Origin of the sequence: Polycladomyces subterraneus, from assembly GCF_030433435.1 — a bacterium.
GTDB classification, from domain to species: domain Bacteria; phylum Bacillota; class Bacilli; order Thermoactinomycetales; family JIR-001; genus Polycladomyces; species Polycladomyces subterraneus.
Map to the genome: position 1 here is coordinate 172707 of NZ_JANRHH010000029.1, position 16632 is coordinate 189338.

19 protein-coding genes are annotated in these 16632 nt (G+C 53.6%); 16 read left to right on the plus strand and 3 right to left on the minus strand.

The features are described 5' to 3' along the window. Positions 1 to 33: 33 nt before the first annotated feature. The 13 genes from NWF35_RS06815 to NWF35_RS06875 all read left to right on the plus strand — a co-directional run bounded on the left by NWF35_RS06815 (position 34) and on the right by NWF35_RS06875 (position 12783). Positions 34 to 927, plus strand: a complete 894-nt coding sequence (locus NWF35_RS06815; RefSeq protein WP_301238309.1) for an energy-coupling factor transporter ATPase — start codon at positions 34 to 36, stop codon at positions 925 to 927. After that, a complete protein-coding gene (locus tag NWF35_RS06820; RefSeq protein ID WP_301238310.1) occupies positions 924 to 1733 on the plus strand; it encodes an energy-coupling factor transporter ATPase in 810 nt (269 codons plus the stop codon). The genes NWF35_RS06815 and NWF35_RS06820 overlap by 4 nt, the downstream gene beginning before the upstream one ends. Continuing rightward, positions 1717 to 2523 carry an energy-coupling factor transporter transmembrane component T family protein gene (locus NWF35_RS06825; protein WP_301238311.1) on the plus strand — a complete coding sequence of 269 codons (807 nt, stop codon included), beginning with the start codon at positions 1717 to 1719 and terminating at the stop codon, positions 2521 to 2523. Before NWF35_RS06820 ends, NWF35_RS06825 begins: the two co-directional genes overlap by 17 nt. Positions 2524 to 2754: 231 nt before the next feature. After that, complete coding sequence (gene truA, locus NWF35_RS06830; RefSeq protein ID WP_301238312.1) at positions 2755 to 3510, plus strand: tRNA pseudouridine(38-40) synthase TruA; 756 nt, start codon at positions 2755 to 2757, stop codon at positions 3508 to 3510. A 174-nt stretch (positions 3511 to 3684) separates the two neighbouring features. Next, on the plus strand, positions 3685 to 4122 hold the full coding sequence (rplM, locus tag NWF35_RS06835; RefSeq protein WP_205494232.1) for a 50S ribosomal protein L13: 438 nt from the start codon (positions 3685 to 3687) through the stop codon (positions 4120 to 4122). Positions 4123 to 4142: 20 nt separating this feature from the next. Further along, positions 4143 to 4535, plus strand: coding sequence for a 30S ribosomal protein S9 (gene rpsI, locus NWF35_RS06840; protein WP_205494233.1), 393 nt, complete (start codon positions 4143 to 4145; stop codon positions 4533 to 4535). A 302-nt stretch (positions 4536 to 4837) separates the two neighbouring features. Next, positions 4838 to 5308 carry a hypothetical protein gene (locus NWF35_RS06845; RefSeq protein WP_301238313.1) on the plus strand — a complete coding sequence of 157 codons (471 nt, stop codon included), beginning with the start codon at positions 4838 to 4840 and terminating at the stop codon, positions 5306 to 5308. A 63-nt stretch (positions 5309 to 5371) separates the two neighbouring features. Beyond that, positions 5372 to 6136: an N-acetylmuramoyl-L-alanine amidase CwlD gene (gene cwlD, locus NWF35_RS06850; protein ID WP_301238314.1), complete on the plus strand. Its 765-nt coding sequence runs from the start codon at positions 5372 to 5374 to the stop codon at positions 6134 to 6136. Between the two features lie 118 nt (positions 6137 to 6254). Beyond that, entirely contained in the window at positions 6255 to 7364 is a 1110-nt protein-coding gene (locus NWF35_RS06855) for an iron-sulfur carrier protein/transcriptional regulator SalA (protein WP_301238315.1), read from the plus strand. 178 nt (positions 7365 to 7542) lie between these two features. Further along, positions 7543 to 8223: an ABC transporter ATP-binding protein gene (locus NWF35_RS06860; protein WP_301238316.1), complete on the plus strand. Its 681-nt coding sequence runs from the start codon at positions 7543 to 7545 to the stop codon at positions 8221 to 8223. After that, entirely contained in the window at positions 8220 to 8987 is a 768-nt protein-coding gene (locus NWF35_RS06865; RefSeq protein ID WP_301238317.1) for an ABC transporter permease, read from the plus strand. Before NWF35_RS06860 ends, NWF35_RS06865 begins: the two co-directional genes overlap by 4 nt. Positions 8988 to 9209: 222 nt before the next feature. After that, positions 9210 to 10910, plus strand: coding sequence for a cell wall-binding repeat-containing protein (locus NWF35_RS06870; protein WP_301238318.1), 1701 nt, complete (start codon positions 9210 to 9212; stop codon positions 10908 to 10910). 148 nt (positions 10911 to 11058) lie between these two features. Next, positions 11059 to 12783, plus strand: a complete 1725-nt coding sequence (locus NWF35_RS06875; RefSeq protein ID WP_301238319.1) for a cell wall-binding repeat-containing protein — start codon at positions 11059 to 11061, stop codon at positions 12781 to 12783. Between the two features lie 54 nt (positions 12784 to 12837). Here the strand turns inward: NWF35_RS06875 and gerD are convergent, their stop codons facing one another. Further along, positions 12838 to 13467 (minus strand): spore germination lipoprotein GerD, encoded by a 630-nt coding sequence (gene gerD / locus NWF35_RS06880; protein WP_301238320.1) that lies wholly within the window; start codon positions 13465 to 13467, stop codon positions 12838 to 12840. A 132-nt stretch (positions 13468 to 13599) separates the two neighbouring features. Between gerD and NWF35_RS06885 the strand changes: the two genes are divergently transcribed. Further along, positions 13600 to 14187: a KinB-signaling pathway activation protein gene (locus NWF35_RS06885; protein WP_301238321.1), complete on the plus strand. Its 588-nt coding sequence runs from the start codon at positions 13600 to 13602 to the stop codon at positions 14185 to 14187. Between the two features lie 165 nt (positions 14188 to 14352). Here the strand turns inward: NWF35_RS06885 and pdaB are convergent, their stop codons facing one another. Then, positions 14353 to 15117, minus strand: a complete 765-nt coding sequence (gene pdaB / locus NWF35_RS06890; protein ID WP_301238322.1) for a polysaccharide deacetylase family sporulation protein PdaB — start codon at positions 15115 to 15117, stop codon at positions 14353 to 14355. Between the two features lie 129 nt (positions 15118 to 15246). On the opposite strand from pdaB, the gene NWF35_RS06895 reads away from it, so the two are divergent. Together NWF35_RS06895 and NWF35_RS06900 are read left to right on the plus strand one after the other, a co-directional pair. Continuing rightward, positions 15247 to 15858: a stage II sporulation protein M gene (locus tag NWF35_RS06895; RefSeq protein ID WP_301238323.1), complete on the plus strand. Its 612-nt coding sequence runs from the start codon at positions 15247 to 15249 to the stop codon at positions 15856 to 15858. An 11-nt stretch (positions 15859 to 15869) separates the two neighbouring features. Further along, positions 15870 to 16286, plus strand: coding sequence for an OsmC family protein (locus tag NWF35_RS06900; RefSeq protein ID WP_435873843.1), 417 nt, complete (start codon positions 15870 to 15872; stop codon positions 16284 to 16286). A 97-nt stretch (positions 16287 to 16383) separates the two neighbouring features. On the opposite strand, the gene NWF35_RS06905 is transcribed toward NWF35_RS06900, so the two are convergent. Next, positions 16384 to 16632, minus strand: a 249-nt coding sequence (locus NWF35_RS06905) for a hypothetical protein (RefSeq protein ID WP_301238324.1), incomplete at its 5' end; no start/stop codon positions are given.

Here is a 16632-nt window from a genome sequence, read left to right on the forward strand (position 1 = left end):
CTGCCCTTTTTTCTTTATGGAGGCTTGGACGGCATGCGGCCCTTTATCGAGATGGAAGAAGCGGGTTTCTACTATGAACCGGACCCGCCGCCGAAAAACCAGTGGGTATTGAAAGAGTTGCGGCTCACCATCGCCAGAGGGGAATACGTGGCCATCATGGGCCCCAACGGGTCGGGTAAATCAACCCTGGCCCGTTTGATGAACGGCTTGCTTCTGCCCAAGGAAGGCAAAGTGCGGGTTGATGGGTACAACACCAATGACGAAACCCACCTTTGGCGGGTACGGCAAAGAGTCGGTATGGTGTTTCAAAACCCAGACAACCAGCTGGTGGCCACCACGGTGCGGGATGATATCGCCTTCGGGATGGAAAACCTCGGTGTGCCGCGAGAGGAGATGGTGCGCCGCATACCCGAAGTGTTGGCGCAAGTGGGCTTGGACGGCATGGAGGAGTGGCCCCCGCATCTTTTGTCCGGAGGACAAAAGCAACGTCTCGCCATCGCCGCCGTACTGGCGATGCGACCAGAGGCGATTGTGTTGGACGAAGCGACGTCGATGCTCGATCCCGCAGGACGGCAGAGCGTATTGAATATCTTGCACCGGATGCATCGAGAAGGAATGACCATCATCCACATTACGCACTCGGCCAAAGAGGCGGCACACGCCGAACGCCTGCTGATCATGGCAGACGGAGAAGTGAAGATGGACGGAACACCCGAGGAAGTGTTCCAGGATGTCGACCGGTTGTCAGCGTGGAGGCTTGAAGTCCCGCTAATGGCGGCATTACACCATCGGCTGACCCAGTCTGGGTTTGTATTGCCCGTATCGTGGACGGAGACGGAGAAATGGGTGGAAGCGGTATGCAGATCGATCTCAGGGGAGTCAGTTTCACTTATGGAGAAGGAACACAGCAGGAAAAACAAGCCTTGAAGCAACTGGACCTTCATGTGCCGGCCGGAACGCTGGCCGCGGTAATCGGGCCGACGGGATCAGGAAAGTCCACATTGGTACAGCTGATTGGCGGTTTGCTCCGACCGAGGGAGGGCACCATCCGTGTCGGTGAGACGGAAGTGAACGAACGGAGTCCCTCTCTCTCCCCATTACGCCGTCATGTGGGCATTGTCTTTCAATATCCTGAGCATCAGTTGTTTGCGGATACCGTGGAACATGACATCGCCTACGGCCCCCGCAACCGGGGCGTGCCGGAAGGAGAAATTCGCGACCGGGTGAGACAGGCGATGCATTGGGTGGGACTGCCCGAATCATTGTCTGATCGTTCTCCGTTTCAGTTGAGCGGTGGACAGATGCGACGGGTCGCCATTGCCGGTGTGTTGGCCATGCTCCCGCAAGTTTTGATTTTGGACGAGCCGACAGCGGGTCTCGATCCGGCTGGGAGAGAGGCTTTATTGCAACAGATTGATTGTTTGCGCCGAGAGCGGCGAATGACCGTTCTGCTGGTCTCCCACAGCATGGAAGAGGTGGCCCGTTATGCCGAACGGATTTTTGTATTGCACCAGGGCAGATGCGTGTTGCAGGGGCCGCCCGCTGACGTTTTTGCTGACGAAGGCCGATTGAAAGAGTGGGGGTTGGACATTCCTGAGATCACCGCATTGATTCACCGATTGAACCGCAAACTGGACCCGCCGCTTCCCCTGGATTGTTTCACGGTAGAGGCGTTGTCACGGTTACTGGCGGATCGGCGCGGGGAGGGGACGTCCCATGAACCCGTTCGGTAAACCGATCATCGGGCAGTACGTGCCCGGAGATTCCCCTGTTCACCGGATGGACCCCCGGGCCAAGCTGGTGTTTGTATTCGTTTACCTCACCGCGGTTTTCTGGGTGCGAGTGCCGTCAGCATATTTGTTGTTCATCCTCGTCAACCTCGTAGGTGTACGGTTGTCTGGTGTGTCCTGGCGGCTGCTGCTTCGTGGGATGAAGCCGATATTGTGGCTGATTGCCGTCACAGCGCTGTTGCACATCTTCCTGACCAAAGGCGGTAACCTGTGGTGGCAATGGGGACCCATCAGCATCCATGAACAAGGCGTCAAACAGGCGGGTTGGATGTCTGTGCGGTTCCTGTTGCTGATCACAATGGCCACCCTGCTCACGTTGACCACGACGCCCATGGATTTGACCGAAGGGATGGAACGGCTGATGAAACCACTCAAATGGATCGGTGTACCCGTTCATGAACTGGCGCTGATGATGTCGATCGCCCTCCGGTTTATCCCGACATTGTGGGAAGAGGCGGAGAAAATCATGCGGGCACAGATGGCCCGGGGTGCCGATTTCGAATCGGGTGGCATGCTCAAGCGGACCAAAAGTTTCATCCCTGTCCTGATTCCCCTCTTTGTCTCCGCTCTCAAGCGGGCGGAAGATCTGGCGTTGGCGATGGAAGCACGCGCATACCGGGGAGGGGAAGGACGCACTCGGTTGCGGGAATTGCGCTTTTCGCGGCTGGACTGGGCGTTGTGGGCGGTGATGGGTGGACTGATCATCGGCATATGGGTGTTAGGGCGTGTCTGATGAAACCATAAAGGGGCAATGTTTTCCCGGATGAGCGAAGACCCGAAAATCGCAGGAATGGAATTGTGGGCAATGCCCTCTAATCGAAGCGCACTTAGCCCGTGGCCTGCGCTCACCGGGACGGAACGGTCATGGTCTGCTTCCTTGCGGGAGCAGGTGAAGCGTTTCGGGAAAACCATGTGGGCCATATAGAACAGACACACTCTAGAGTCCGCTGAAAGGGGTGTGGACGTGCGCAAGATTAAATTGACGGTCGCTTACGACGGTACTGATTTTCACGGGTTCCAGCGCCAACCCGGCAAGCGGACGGTGCAGGGCACCTTGGAAGCCGCCATCTCGCGGTTGAATGGTACCGAAACCCATGTGACGGGGGCGGGGCGCACCGACGCCGGTGTTCATGCGTGGGGCCAGGTGTGTCACTTTGAAACGAGAAATCCTATGCCCGTCAAACGATGGGTCACCGTGCTCAACCAGTCTCTTCCTCGGGATTTGGTGATCCGTTTGGCCGAGGAGGTGGCGCTGTCCTTCCATGCGCGCAAAGACGCCTGCTGGAAAACCTATCGGTACGTGATCGACCGCTCTCCAGTGCCGGACGTGTTCACACGCCGGTATGCCACCCATCTTCCCGTATCATTGGATGTACAGCAGATGCAGCTCGCCGCTGAGCGTTTGGTGGGGACGCACGACTTCACTTCGTTCTCCTCGGCCAAATCACCAGTGGAAGATCGGGTGCGTACCATCTACCGTTGTGAGGTTCGCGAACAAGGCGACAAACTGCTGATCGAAGTGACCGGCAACGGATTTTTGTATAACATGGTCCGCATCATCGCCGGGACACTGGTGGAAGTGGGTATGGGGAAACGAACCGAGGAATCGATTTCCAGTACCTTGGCCGCCAAGGATCGCTCCGCTGCGGGCAAAACCATGCCGCCAGAAGGGTTGACGATGGTAGAGGTGGGCTATGAACCGTGGGAGGAAATGGACTAACACGTGAGAATGATCAAGGGCTTTGCCTTGACATCGCTCTCCATTTGATATATTATGATCGTTGGTATTTTCCACTGAATAGCCCCGGTGGAAACAATTCGGCGCGAACGTTTTGATATATCACCTGCAAACTGTGACGGACGATCAATCGTCTGCAATCGAGGAGGATCATCGATGCGAACCACATATATGGCCAAACCGAATGAGGTGGAGCGGAAATGGTATGTGGTCGACGCGAAGGGGAAACCCCTTGGCCGGGTTGCTTCCCAAGTCGCGGCGATTTTGCGCGGGAAGCACAAACCGCAATTCACCCCTCACGTTGACACCGGCGATTTCGTCATCGTGATCAACGCGAGCGAAGTGGAATTGACCGGTAAAAAAGCGACCAAGAAAATCTACTACCGCCACTCCGGTTACCCTGGTGGATTGAAAGCGACCACTGCCGGCGACATGCGGAACAACCGTCCGGAACGTATGATCGAACTGGCTGTCAAAGGCATGCTGCCCAAAAACAGCTTGGGACGGAAGCAGTTCAAAAAACTGAAAGTCTATGCAGGACCGGAACATCCCCATCAGGCGCAAAATCCTGAAGTGTGGGAGCTTCGCGGATAATCTAAAGGAGGGAACCGATCGTGGCACAAGTCCAATTTTACGGAACCGGTCGCCGCAAGGAATCGGTCGCCCGCGTTCGGCTGGTTCCCGGTGACGGCCGCATCGTGGTCAACGGCCGCGACTTGGACCAATATTTCGGCTTGGAAACGTTGAAAGCCATCGTACGTCAACCGTTGGTGTTGACCGATACCTTGAACCGTTACGACGTGTTGGTGAACGTGCATGGGGGCGGCTTCACCGGTCAAGCGGGTGCGATCCGTCACGGCATCGCCCGTGCGCTGTTGAAAGTGGATCCGGATCTTCGCCCGACCCTGAAAAAGGCCGGCTTCCTGACGCGTGACCCGCGGATGAAAGAAAGGAAGAAATACGGCTTGAAAAAAGCCCGCCGTGCTCCGCAATTCTCCAAACGGTAATCGGCAGGACCACACACCCTCGCCTATGCAGGCGGGGGTTTTTTGTTGCCTACACGGGATGATCAGTTGTTTTGCGCATGAAGGGCTGTGAACCGAGGGAACCTAAGCCCATGTGCTGCTAGAGCGTTTCTGGTGAACCTCACGGATCGACCAGACACGCCCTAAGCGTGGTTTGAAGGAAGAATCGCCTATTTCCCACGAACGACCGATGAGCTGATGTGAAACAACCAGACAATAGGGAGATACACTCTGGATGGTTTGCTGGGACTGGCTGGTTGGAGATTGGAAACGGAGATGGCAATATGGCACATGTCATTCCATTCGAACGGTTGCAGGCTGCACGGGAGGAACGCTTACGACAGGAAGCGTTGGAAGGTTTCCCGTGGGACCAAATGGACCGTTTTATGGATAAAGTGATGATTCCCACGTTGGTGTATTTACCGGAAGAACGTCAGATTCAGGTTTGCGAAGCGTTGTATCGGCTTGCGTATGAAGCGTTTTTGCTGGGGCTTACAGCGAGTCGGTCCATTTTTCACGATCGTCGTCCCCCTCGTTTTGCAAACCGCCCCATGTCGTGGGTGGGGATCTACGATGAAGCATATGAACATCAGGGAAAAGCCCTGATGCAGTCGATCGCCGACGAGTTCAGCTTGTCCGTCGTCTTGGCCGACTGGGCAGTTGAATCGGTCTGGATCGCTATGGAAGCAATGGTGCCGGAGTGGTTTTCGCTCGGTGTCCATTACGGCTTGTCTCAACACCTGGAAAAACGATAACATATCCCACCCGCTCGTCCCATATACATGGGACAGGATCAATCGCGAAAAGGGCGGGATCTTATGCGGGAATCTTGGTGGTGGGTACTGCTGAGGCGGCAGATCATCGGCAGGCGCTCAGGTAGGTGGTTGGCACTTGTCGTGTTGTCTTTCGTTGTGGCGATCGGGTTGTATCAATGGACGGACTCGGGTTTCCGGACAGCATGGAATATGCCGCTGGCAGGAAAGGTGATCGTGCTCGACCCGGGTCACGGTGGACCCGATGGCGGAGCCGTCAGTGCAGACGGGTTGGTAGAAAAAGATGTGACCTTGCCGATCACCTTTTATTTGCGGGACTATTTACAGGAAGCAGGTGCCCTTGTCGTGTTGACTCGAGAATCCGACCGCGATTTGGCCGAGGAAGGCACCAAAGGATTGAGCCGTCGTAAAACGCAGGATTTATTCGCACGTGCGCGGTTGATCAGAAACAGTCAGGCGGACGCGTTGATCAGTATCCATCTCAATGCGATTCCTTCTCCCCGTTGGTCGGGGGCACAGACGTTTTATCATCCCAGCAGGGAGGCTAACAAACGATTGGCCACCTGGATTCAGAAAGAATTGGTTCACAAGCTGGGCAACACCACACGGTTACCCAAACAAAACGGTGAGGTCTTCCTGTTGAAAACTTCACCGGTGCCGGCCGCTTTGGTTGAGGTCGGTTTTTTGTCCAATCCCCAGGAAGCGGCGATGCTGAGAGACGAAGGATATCAAAAAAAGCTGGCGGCGGCTATCTATTACGGGATTCTCCGGTTCTATTCAGGTGAACGCTTACCGGCTGAGGAACGATAGTGTGATATAATGGCATTGAAAATGGAGACGGACAAAGTGGTTGAGCCATACGCGATTTTGAGCGAGTCCAATTCATCAACCTGAAAGAATCTGAATGAACATTGGGGTGTTGTCATCGATGTTGACTGAAGAGAGAGTATTGGATGCCTTACGCGATGTGAAAGACCCCGAGATCAACAAGAGCTTGGTCGAGCTCAATATGATTCGCAATATTCGCATCCAAGGAAAAAAAGTGTCACTGGACGTGATTTTGACCATCCAAGGATGTCCGCTCAAAGAAAGAATCCGTGAAGATGTGGTACGGTCTATCGAGGCGTTGGGCGCAGAGGAAGTAGATGTGCGTTTCGGTTCTATGACCGACGAAGAGCGTGCTGCCCTGTCTGCCCGTCTGCAAGCGGAACGGAAGGGGCCATCGGCCGCGGGCGGTCCGGCACCGGGACAACCGATTTCTCCGCTCTTGGCGGAAGACTCTCCGACCCGGTTTATTGCTGTTGCCAGCGGGAAAGGGGGCGTCGGCAAATCGACAGTCACTGTTAACCTCGCCGTCGCTTTGGCCCGTGAAGGAAAAAAAGTAGGGATCATCGACGCTGATATTTATGGGTTCAGTGTTCCGGATATGATGGGGATCGAACAGCGACCCACCGTCATCGACAAAACGATTTTGCCGGTGGAGCGCTTCGGCGTCAAAGTGATGTCGATGGGCTTTTTCGTACAGGACAATTCACCCGTCATCTGGCGCGGTCCCATGCTGGGCAAGATGTTGCGCAACTTCTTCACTGAGGTGCACTGGGGAGAACTGGACTACATGCTGTTGGACTTGCCGCCCGGAACCGGGGATGTGGCTTTGGATGTGCATCAATTGATCCCGCAAAGCTCGGAAATCATTGTCACGACGCCGCATGCGACCGCCGCATTCGTCGCCGCCCGTGCAGGGGCGATGGCGTTGCACACCAAACACGAAATCCTGGGTGTGGTGGAGAACATGTCGTGGTATGCGTGTTCCGAGTGTGGTCACCGCGATTACGTGTTTGGGAAAGGCGGCGGGGAAAAATTGGCGCAGGAACTGCGCACGGAATTGTTGGTTCAGATCCCGCTGGGAGCCCCGGACAATGACATAAACGATCCTGATTTTGCACCTTCCGTTTACCGACCGGAAACGGAAACAGGGAAACTGTACCGTCAATTGGCGCAAAAGGTGATTCGCTTGACACAAGTCACCACTGCCTGACGGAAAACCTATGGGGAAATAAATGAACGATCCGGGTACAAAATAATCATGATCAGCGAGCGATCCTTTGAATGGTTTAGAGCAAGAGGGAAAAGAGCCGTGCAAGCATTCAAGGGCTTGAGGCGAACAATCTCTTCACCGGGTTTACCGGTGCTTTTTTTGTGAAGGGAGGATGACGATGGGACAAGCACCGCTCATCCAATTATATGATGTGGTCAAGATATATCGGACAGCAGATGGGGAGTGGCGACCCCTCGACGGGGTGACTGCCTCGATTGATGCGGGGCAGATGATCGCCGTCATGGGGCCTTCCGGTACGGGGAAAAGCACATTGTTCCGCTTGCTCAACCGCTTGGAGGAACCGGATCGGGGAAGCATCACCTACCGGGGAAAACCCTTGACCGAGTGGCACCCCATTCGGCTTCGACGAGAGGTTCACTATGTGTTTCAGACGCAAGTGTTGTTTCCCGGAACGGTTGAGGACAACCTGTCCTATCCCTACAAATTGGTGGGAGAGAGAGCTGACAGGAAGGGATTGGCACGTTTGTTGGAGCGGGTGGGATTGCCCGCATCGTATCTGACTCGGCGGGTGGAACAGATGTCGGGTGGAGAAAAACAGCGGGTCAACTTGGCCCGGTCTTTGGCATTGGACTCACCGGTACTGTTGCTGGATGAGCCCACTTCCGCACTCGATCCGGAAGGAGCATCAATGGTGGAACAGGAGATTTGTCGGTTGCACAAGGCGGGAAAAACCATCGTCTGGATCACGCATGATCCGCAACAGGCCGAGCGAATAGCCGAGGAAATCTGGGTTCTGGAAAACGGCCAACTGCAGCGGAAGGAGGGGGTAAAAACGTGACTGCGACCGCAACCGTGTGGACACTGGCGTTTGTATTGGTGGCGATGGGGTTCTCGCTTTGGTTGCGGCTGGGGCTGGAACGCGATCTTGCCATCGGTACGATACGCGCTGCCATTCAGTTGATCGCTGTCGGGTATGTGCTGCATTTCGTTTTCAGTCGGCAGAGTGCCTATTGGATGGTGTTGATGTGGACAGTGATGATCGTGGTCGCCGCACGCAATTCGGCGACCCGCGGGAAGGGCATTCCCTGGATTTTCTTGCGCATTTTCTTTACATTGTCCGTGGTTACCGGGTTCACCTTGCTGATGATGGTCTGGATGAAACTGATACCGGTCAAGGCACAGGTTTTGATTCCTGTTAGCGGGATGGTCATCGGCAACAGTATGGTGGTTTCGTCCCTGTTGCTCAACCGAATGAAAGAACTGTCCGAATCGATGCGCGAGGAAATTTTGGTCTCATTGTCGCTCGGTGCCACAAGCCGCCAGGCCAGTGCGCGTTTGTTGAAGCGCTCGATTCGTTCTGGTATGATTCCGATCATCGACTCATTAAAAACTGTCGGTCTGGTGCAGTTGCCCGGGATGATGACCGGATTGATCATTGCGGGGACCAATCCGATCGAAGCTGTACGGTACCAGTTGCTGATCATGTTTTCCTTCACGGCCTCTTCTGCGTTGACCAGCATTTTGTTGGGATTTCTCGTCTATCCGACATTGTTCACACCGGCTCACCAATGGATCGGGTGGCGTGAACCGGACACGACATAGGGTGTGTCCGGTCTGGATTTGTTTGATCCATCCCTTTGGCGGATGAGCTTGGTTCTCTCTCGCCCCTGTGAATATCATCCTGGAAACCCATTATTTCCACCAAAAATAAATTCATTTTCTGGGACTTTGGACCCATTACATCAAAAGAACAGCGGTTTATAATGAGTATCGCTCGGGTCCTGTTTTTTGTTACTTTTTAAGGGGTTGAAAGGAGAGGTCTGTTTGCCGAACAAATCGATCAAGTTGGTTTCTTCCGTATTGTCGTTGGCGCTGGTATCCACTATGGTCTTTTCGCCTGCGGTTCATGCGGAAGGACGGTCCGGCGCGGCTTCCGCTCAAGCGGAGTTGAAAAAACAAGTCTGGGAGCAACGTTTGCAGGAGGCCATCCGTGACCACGCTTCCGAGATGAAGCAGGCTGCGAGCACTTCGTCGAACGACTCGGGCACCGTCCGGGCGATGGATGTGGCCACGGTGGACTACCAAAACCAGCTGGATGTGTACGCGTCGCATGAATACTTTTTCAGTGTGAGCAACGGCGGTACACTGGAAGTGAAGGATCTCGCCCCCAGCGAATGGCTGGATTATGAGATTTATGATGCGTATACGGGAGAACCCGTGGAAGGCAACCAGTTGGCTGCGGGGGATTATGTGTTTGCTGTGTACAGCATGTCTGACACACCGGTCAGCTATCATTACCAATTGAGCGGTGTGACGTTCAGCAACGCCCCGACCCAATTGCCTTCTCTCTCCATCACCAATCCGAGCGGTCATGAAACTCGGCTGGCCAAGGGGACGACCAGCTATACGTTCAAAGGAAGCACAGACGCCGACAGTTTGGACGTATATCCGAACGACGAAAATCCGGTCAGCCTGACAGCACCTGGTGCCTTCTCGTACAACATGAGTCTGCGGGGAGGCTGGAATTCCGCCGATTTCTATGCGATGGACACCAACACCGGCAACGCAGTGCTGTCTCATTACGATTTGATTGTGCCCAGCCTGAAGCGTTTGGCGGGAGCGGATCGTTATGAGGTATCGGCCAACATCAGCAAAGAACTGGAACAAATCGGCCTGTATCCGGACACGATCGTGATCGCCCGCGGCGATCTGTTCACGGACGCGTTGTCAGGCGGTCCGCTGGCGGCTCAGGAAGCAGCTCCGATTTTGCTGACGGCGACCAGTTCGCTTCCCAGCTCCATCAAATCGGAAGTCCAACGGCTTCATCCGCGCAGAGCCATCATCCTTGGCGGAACGGGGTCCGTTTCCACCAACGTGGAAAGCCAGTTGAAGTCGCTGGGCGTGAGCGAGATTGAGCGTATTGCCGGAAGCGACCGTTTCGCCGTGTCGGCCGCCGTGGCAGCTAAAGTGGTGAGCCCGTCCCAAGACACCGCCATTGTGGCGAGCGGGTTGAACTTCCCGGATGCGCTGTCGTCGTCCAGTTTGGCGGGTCAGATGGGAATGCCGATTTTGCTAGTGGGCCAGGATAAAGTGCCGGCTTCCATCGCTTCGTTCATTCAAAACCACCCGAGCATCAAACACTTCATCATCGTCGGCGGACCGGCGACGGTTTCCGACAACGTCAAAAACGAATTGAGCAAATACGGCACCGTGGAACGCATCAGCGGCGCCAATCGCTATCAGGTGGCCATCAACGTCGCCAAATACGGTATGGATCATTACGGCATGGATCTGTCCACGATGGTGTTCGCCCGCGGGGATGTCTTTGCCGATGCGCTGTCCGGTGGTCCGTTGGCGGTATTCACCGGTGCGCCCATCATGTTGACCACCTCGACCAAGCTGGAGTCCAACGTGGATGCGTTCCTTTCCGAACACCGCGGGGAAACCGACCAAATGTATATTTTGGGCGGTTACGGATCGGTGTCGTCCACGACGGAACAACAATTGTCCAACTATCTCAATTGAGCGAACTACTCTCTCATCACCGGCCATACTGGCCGGTGATTGTTTTATGCCGAAAGTCTTATTTTAGGTCTTTTGACTCATTACAAATGCCCTTGAACCCAATAAAATGGAGTTGAAGTTGAAATCTGGAAAATTGGAGAGGGGTTCAGTGGCGTTGTTGAACGCGCGTCGATTTTCGGTTTTGATCGTGGTGGTGTTGGTGGTTACGCTTGTCGGTACGGGATTTTCGGCTCCTTCTGCGGATGCGGCGAAGCAGGTCGTCGGAAAACAGCGAGAGGCACAGAAAGGTAAGGTAATGATCAAAAAGCAACAGTTGCTCCATCAATGGAAGGAAGCCAAGCGGGATCAGCGTTTCCGCACCATGATGAACAGGGTAGACAAGCATCTCGCCCAATCGCAAACGGTTGAAAACGAGGCGCTGTTCCAAGGGCAAATCGATATCTTCACAGTTCACCAGCACGCGTTTCAAACGGACGGCGGGACGGTACATGTGGAGATGTCACCGTCCGACGACTCAGTGGGGTACATGATAGTCCCGATGGATCCCGATGATAACAACGTCTACCTCGACGGTGACAATCTGCCCGCCGGAGCGTACGGTTTGGTCGTCTTCGGCGGTGGTGAGGAAACGCCTGTCGATTATTCGGTGAAGCTGACCGGCATCCCCTTCACGTACATCTCCCAAAAGCTGCCCCAATGGAATGTAATCACCCCGGAAAAAAGCTTCTATCGGATGAACAAAACGGATCAGAAATTGACGGTGAAAGCAAGTACTGACGCGCCGATGGCCGTGCTGTTCGTCAATGACGATGAGCCTTTGGAGCTGATCAACCCGCAAAACGTTCAACAGGATGTGGAATTGCAACTGGGATTCAACACCATGTCATTGATGGCACTGAACCATGACGGCAGTGCATTATGGAAGGGTTTCCATGTGATCAAACCGGGTTTGAAACGCTTGGGTGGAAAAGACCGGTTTGAAGTGTCGGCCAACGTCAGCAAGGAGATCAGCTCCCGTTTCTTCCATGCGTCCACCGTTGTGCTGGCACGTGGGGACGTGTTTACAGATGCGTTGTCAGGAGTGCCTTTGGCCGTGCCATTGGAAGGAGCTCCGATGCTGTTGACCAATACCAATGGACTGCCCACCGCCATCAAAGAGGAGATCAAGCGATTGGCCCCTGAACGAGCGGTGATTCTGGGCGGTACCGGTTCCATCTCCACTTCTGTGGAAAAGCAGTTGAGACAACTGGGAATTCAGGATGTGGAGCGAATTTCGGGTCCGGATCGGTTTGCCGTTTCGGCTGCCATAGGGACCAAAGTGGCTGAGATCGGATCAGATACCACGATCGTTGTAAGTGGAACCGTTTTTTCCGATGCCATGAGCAGTTCCAGTGTGGCGGGCTGGGGCGGCATACCCATCCTGCTGACGCTCAAAGATCAACTGCCTGCCTCCATCAAAACCTTTATCGCCAATAACCCGCAGATCAAAAACTTCATCATCGTCGGCGGACCGGGCACCGTTTCCGATCAGGTGAAAGCTCAATTGCTGCAAGCTCGTCCCGGTGCGTCGGTGGAACGGATCGGCGGTGCGGATCGCTATGAAGTGGGAGTCAATGTTATCCATTACTTCGGCTTGCCACCGTCCACATTGACTTTTGCCCGCGGCGACCTGTTTACCGATGCGCTTTCCGGAGCACCGCTGGCCGCTTATATGGGTGCGCCGATTCTGTTGACACCGTCGACCAAATTGGATCCAAAGGTGCAACGGTATCTGGATGTCAACGAGGGCAATACCGACGCAATATATATTTTCGGGGGACCGGCCTCGGTCTCCGATCAAGTAGCCAAACAATTGTACGGGTATATTCCGTAAGGTGACCGTTTCACACCCCGACAATCATCCTGTCGGGGTGTTCGTTTTTGTTGCCTACTGACCACCTTGTCCCTGATTGCTCCCTTGTTGTCCGCCTTGACCACCCCCGCCCCCTTGGCCTTGTCCGCCTTTTTTGTTCTGGGTTTGTTTCACCGCCTCTTGCAGGAGTTTCATGAATTTCTCTTTGAAGCTAGGGGTTTGCAGGGCATCTTCCATTACCTTCATGGTTTCTTTGCGGTATTGCTGGCTTTTCATCAATTGCAGGACATTTTTCTCAAACTGCGGATCTTTCATGATATCGATCATCAATTGTTGGTATTGCGGATCTTTCATCAGTTGCTTCATCAGGTTCTTCTGCTCATTTTCCACCGTTTTGAACAGGTTTTTGGCCACTTCCGGTTTTTTCAACAGTGACTCCATTTCCTTCTTCGCTTTGGGATCCGTGAAGGACTTGGCCACCGCTATTTCCAGATCCTTTTGCGTAAAGACCATATCCTTTTTGAATTCGGGGTCCTTCATCACTTCCTGTAGTGCTTTCTTTCCTTCTTTGGTGTGAAGGACGTCGACCACCACTTGTTTCATCTGCTGATAGTCCGGTCCTTGAGATTCTTCGGGTTTTTGAGCGGGGCTGCAGCCCGCCGTCACCAAGATCACCAGACCGGTCAGAAAGGCTAGGTACCGCATGGTTCGCCCCCGTTTCCGTTAGCTCATACCGTTAATATGGATGAAATCAGCCTCAATTATGCTGACTGGCCAAAGGCGTTCTCCATTTGGTACAATCCAGTTGCAGTGAGCGAAACGGGGTGCGAAGAAACAATGACACTACGAAAATGGTTTTATCTGTTTTGGACGACGATGGTGTGGGGGGCGGTTGGTGCCGTCGTAGTGGGCGGAGTGCTCAATGGGGTGGCCGGACCGCTCGGTTTGGACATCAAAAAACAACTGTTTGCCGGTCTGATGTTTGCAGCAGTGGCAGAACTGGGGTTTTTCGCTTACCTGATGTTCAACTGGCTGGGGCATGGATTTTTCCGCAATCCGTTTTGGTTTCGATTGATTCAGGTGTTGCTGACCGTTTTGGTATTGGTTGATCTGGCTTATCTGCGCATAGTGAAATTCGGTGAAGTCGGCGGAATTTGGCCACAGTTGGGACTGCCGATCATTGTGCTGGTTCTCGCATGGGTTGTAGCCCTTGTCAAAGTCCGCATGACCAATCGGACTGCCTTCGTACCGACGTTATTTTTCATGGTGGTTGCCACTATCATGGAAGCGGGGCCCTCGTTGAAACAAGCGCCCCTTGTGATGGTGTTTTTCATGGTTCTCACGTTGATGGTTTGCAATGCTTGGCAGATTTTGCAGTTGCACCGGTTGGTAGCACCGAGCGGCAGGCCAGGAGAAAAGGGATAAGGACGGTCAGGCCCCAGAATGGTGCTCTAAATGGGATCAACTTTCGAAGCCTTTAAAAAGTAAAAGCCATCTCTCCGCTGACGGCTTGAAGAAGGGAAAGATATGGAGCGTGGCGGGAGACGGCTTTTTGCAAAATGGAGCAGTTTGACAGGCGTTCATGGTTGTTCATTCCACCGCTTTGGTGTCCGTCTTAGCACCGGCGATCAATTCAGAGACCGTGACGAATTTGTACCCTTTGGATCTCAACTTATCGATGATCTGCGGCAGAGCTTCATGGGTTTGTTTGCAGGAATCGCTCGCATGCATGAGGATGATATCGCCGGGATGGGCCTTACTTAAAACACGGCTGACGATTTTTTGCGTTCCGGGGTTCATCCAGTCCAGAGAATCCGTATCCCACTGGATCGTCGTATATCCCAAGCTGTTGGCGATACGCAGGACGCGTTTATCGAAGTCGCCATTGGGAAACCGAATCAGGTTTGGCTCTTTGCCCGTCACTTTGGAGAGAATCTGGTGCGCTTTCGTGATTTGCGTGCGGATCTGTGCTTCGCTGTACTGGCTGTAGTTGTCGTGACGATGGCCGTGCGAGCCGATTTCATATCCGGCATCCACGATGCGTTTGACAATATCGGGATGACTTTCCGCCCAAGGGGACGACAGGAAGAAAGTCGCCTTTTTCACCCCTTTTTGTTCCAATACATCCAAAATGGGACCGGCTCGTTCCTCCCCCCAGCTGATGTCAAACGTCAAGGCAATTTCCTTCTTCTGTGTATCCACACTGTAAACAGCTGACGGCCCGGTATCGAACGGCAGGAACACTTGGATGTTCTGATGGTCGGCATAATAAATGCCCAGGGCAAAAAGAAGTGCAACAACGGCGATGAAATATCGTTTCAGCCGTTTCCCGGACAAGACCCAGAAGAAATCCATCCCTCCACCTCCTTGCAATAAGGATTGGGAAACCTGTCCTTTGTCCCATACTTAAATGTATGGAAGGACGAGCCGCGATATGATCAAAAATGGGACAGATTCATCCCGGCGGGAAAGGGGAAAGTGGACATGGTACGATTGATGCATGCGCTGCGAGAGGAACGACGGTGGATTACGGCTGCAGGGTTGTTGTTTCTGATCAGTGCAATATTGGGATATGTCAATGCACGGTCCCTTGATGAAGCTTTGCGAACAGCCGGGGTATGGGATCGATTGGAGCGCGCTGTTGCGGTGATTCGTGCGGATCCTACCTTTCTGAAGGCTTTGACGTTGATTTATTGGAACAACCTTAAAGCGGTGCTGTCCATGATGGGATTGGGCATTTTTCTCGGTGTGTTTCCCTTGATGGCGTTGGTTTCCAACGGGGCGATGCTGGGAGTGGTATTGGCCAAAACTGCCCAAAAAACGGGTGCCAATCCATTGTGGTTGTTGATAACAACGATTTTACCGCACGGTACTCTGGAACTGCCCGCCGCGATTGTCGGTGCCGCTTACGGCATGCGTTTGGGAATGATGGTCGCATGGGGTATCTGGGGCTTGGTAATCGGTGGTCAGAAGGAAGTGGCCCAACGTTGGCGACAGTTGTTGGAACGGATACCGATCGTGGTTGTGGGGATTTTACTCTTTTTGTTGGCGGCGGCAGCTGTTGAAAGTACGCTGATTACCATCGTGGCGAAATGAGGTGACTATTGATGAAGGTGAATGTGGAATGGAAGGAAAACATGCATTTTGAATCCCATACTCCGTCCGGTCATACTTTTTCCATCGACGCAGCACCGGAAGTGGGTGGTGAAAACAAAGGGCCTCGTCCGACCGAATTATTGCTTGCGGGTGTGGGAGCGTGCTCGGGTATCGATATCGTGGAGATTTTGCGCAAAATGCGCCTGGATGTGAAAACATTCGATATGGAGGTGTCAGGAGAACGGGCGGAAGACCATCCGAGACGGTTTACCCATGTGCATGTTCATTATCGGTTGACCGGGGATTTGCCTGTGGACAAGGTGCGTCGTGCGGTAGAGCTATCCCGTGACAAATATTGTTCTGTCGCTCAGTCATTGAATGCCCGGATCACGACGTCTTTTGAAATCAATGGGGAAACATACGAGTAAATGATCAGCCAAACGATTTGTTATTAGTTGTGGAGGGCGTGTCCGACGTGACGGATCCGATCACCATACACGCCCTCGCCATGCCGTCTGTTTGTGTTTATTTATTGGAAGGATAAGGTAGAAAAATATCGATAAAAAAGGTGTTGACAATCATTTGATCACCCTTTATACTAAATCTCGTTCGCTTCGCGATGATGGTTTTGAGAGAGGCGAACAAAAAAATCTCGAAAAAAGTGTTGACAAGATGAATCAAAAGTGATAAGATAAATCTTGTCGCCGCGCGAGAGCGCGGGAGAACGAAAGCGAGATTGCGAGAGGCAATCAACGGCGTTCCTTGAAAACTGAA

Excerpts from the sequence above, each read along its gene's own strand:
- NWF35_RS06845 (WP_301238313.1), top strand. The coding sequence starts at position 4,838 with ATGGCACATGTCATTCCATTCGAACGGTTGCAGGCTGCACGGGAGGAA.
- rplM (WP_205494232.1), top strand. The coding sequence starts at position 3,685 with ATGCGAACCACATATATGGCCAAACCGAATGAGGTGGAGCGGAAATGG.
- cwlD (WP_301238314.1), top strand. The coding sequence starts at position 5,372 with ATGCGGGAATCTTGGTGGTGGGTACTGCTGAGGCGGCAGATCATCGGC.
- pdaB (WP_301238322.1), bottom strand. The coding sequence starts at position 15,117 with ATGGATTTCTTCTGGGTCTTGTCCGGGAAACGGCTGAAACGATATTTC.
- gerD (WP_301238320.1), bottom strand. The coding sequence starts at position 13,467 with ATGCGGTACCTAGCCTTTCTGACCGGTCTGGTGATCTTGGTGACGGCG.
- NWF35_RS06855 (WP_301238315.1), top strand. The coding sequence starts at position 6,255 with ATGTTGACTGAAGAGAGAGTATTGGATGCCTTACGCGATGTGAAAGAC.
- NWF35_RS06815 (WP_301238309.1), top strand. The coding sequence starts at position 34 with ATGCGGCCCTTTATCGAGATGGAAGAAGCGGGTTTCTACTATGAACCG.
- NWF35_RS06900 (WP_435873843.1), top strand. The coding sequence starts at position 15,870 with ATGAAGGTGAATGTGGAATGGAAGGAAAACATGCATTTTGAATCCCAT.
- NWF35_RS06860 (WP_301238316.1), top strand. The coding sequence starts at position 7,543 with ATGGGACAAGCACCGCTCATCCAATTATATGATGTGGTCAAGATATAT.
- NWF35_RS06825 (WP_301238311.1), top strand. The coding sequence starts at position 1,717 with ATGAACCCGTTCGGTAAACCGATCATCGGGCAGTACGTGCCCGGAGAT.
- NWF35_RS06885 (WP_301238321.1), top strand. The coding sequence starts at position 13,600 with ATGACACTACGAAAATGGTTTTATCTGTTTTGGACGACGATGGTGTGG.
- NWF35_RS06895 (WP_301238323.1), top strand. The coding sequence starts at position 15,247 with ATGGTACGATTGATGCATGCGCTGCGAGAGGAACGACGGTGGATTACG.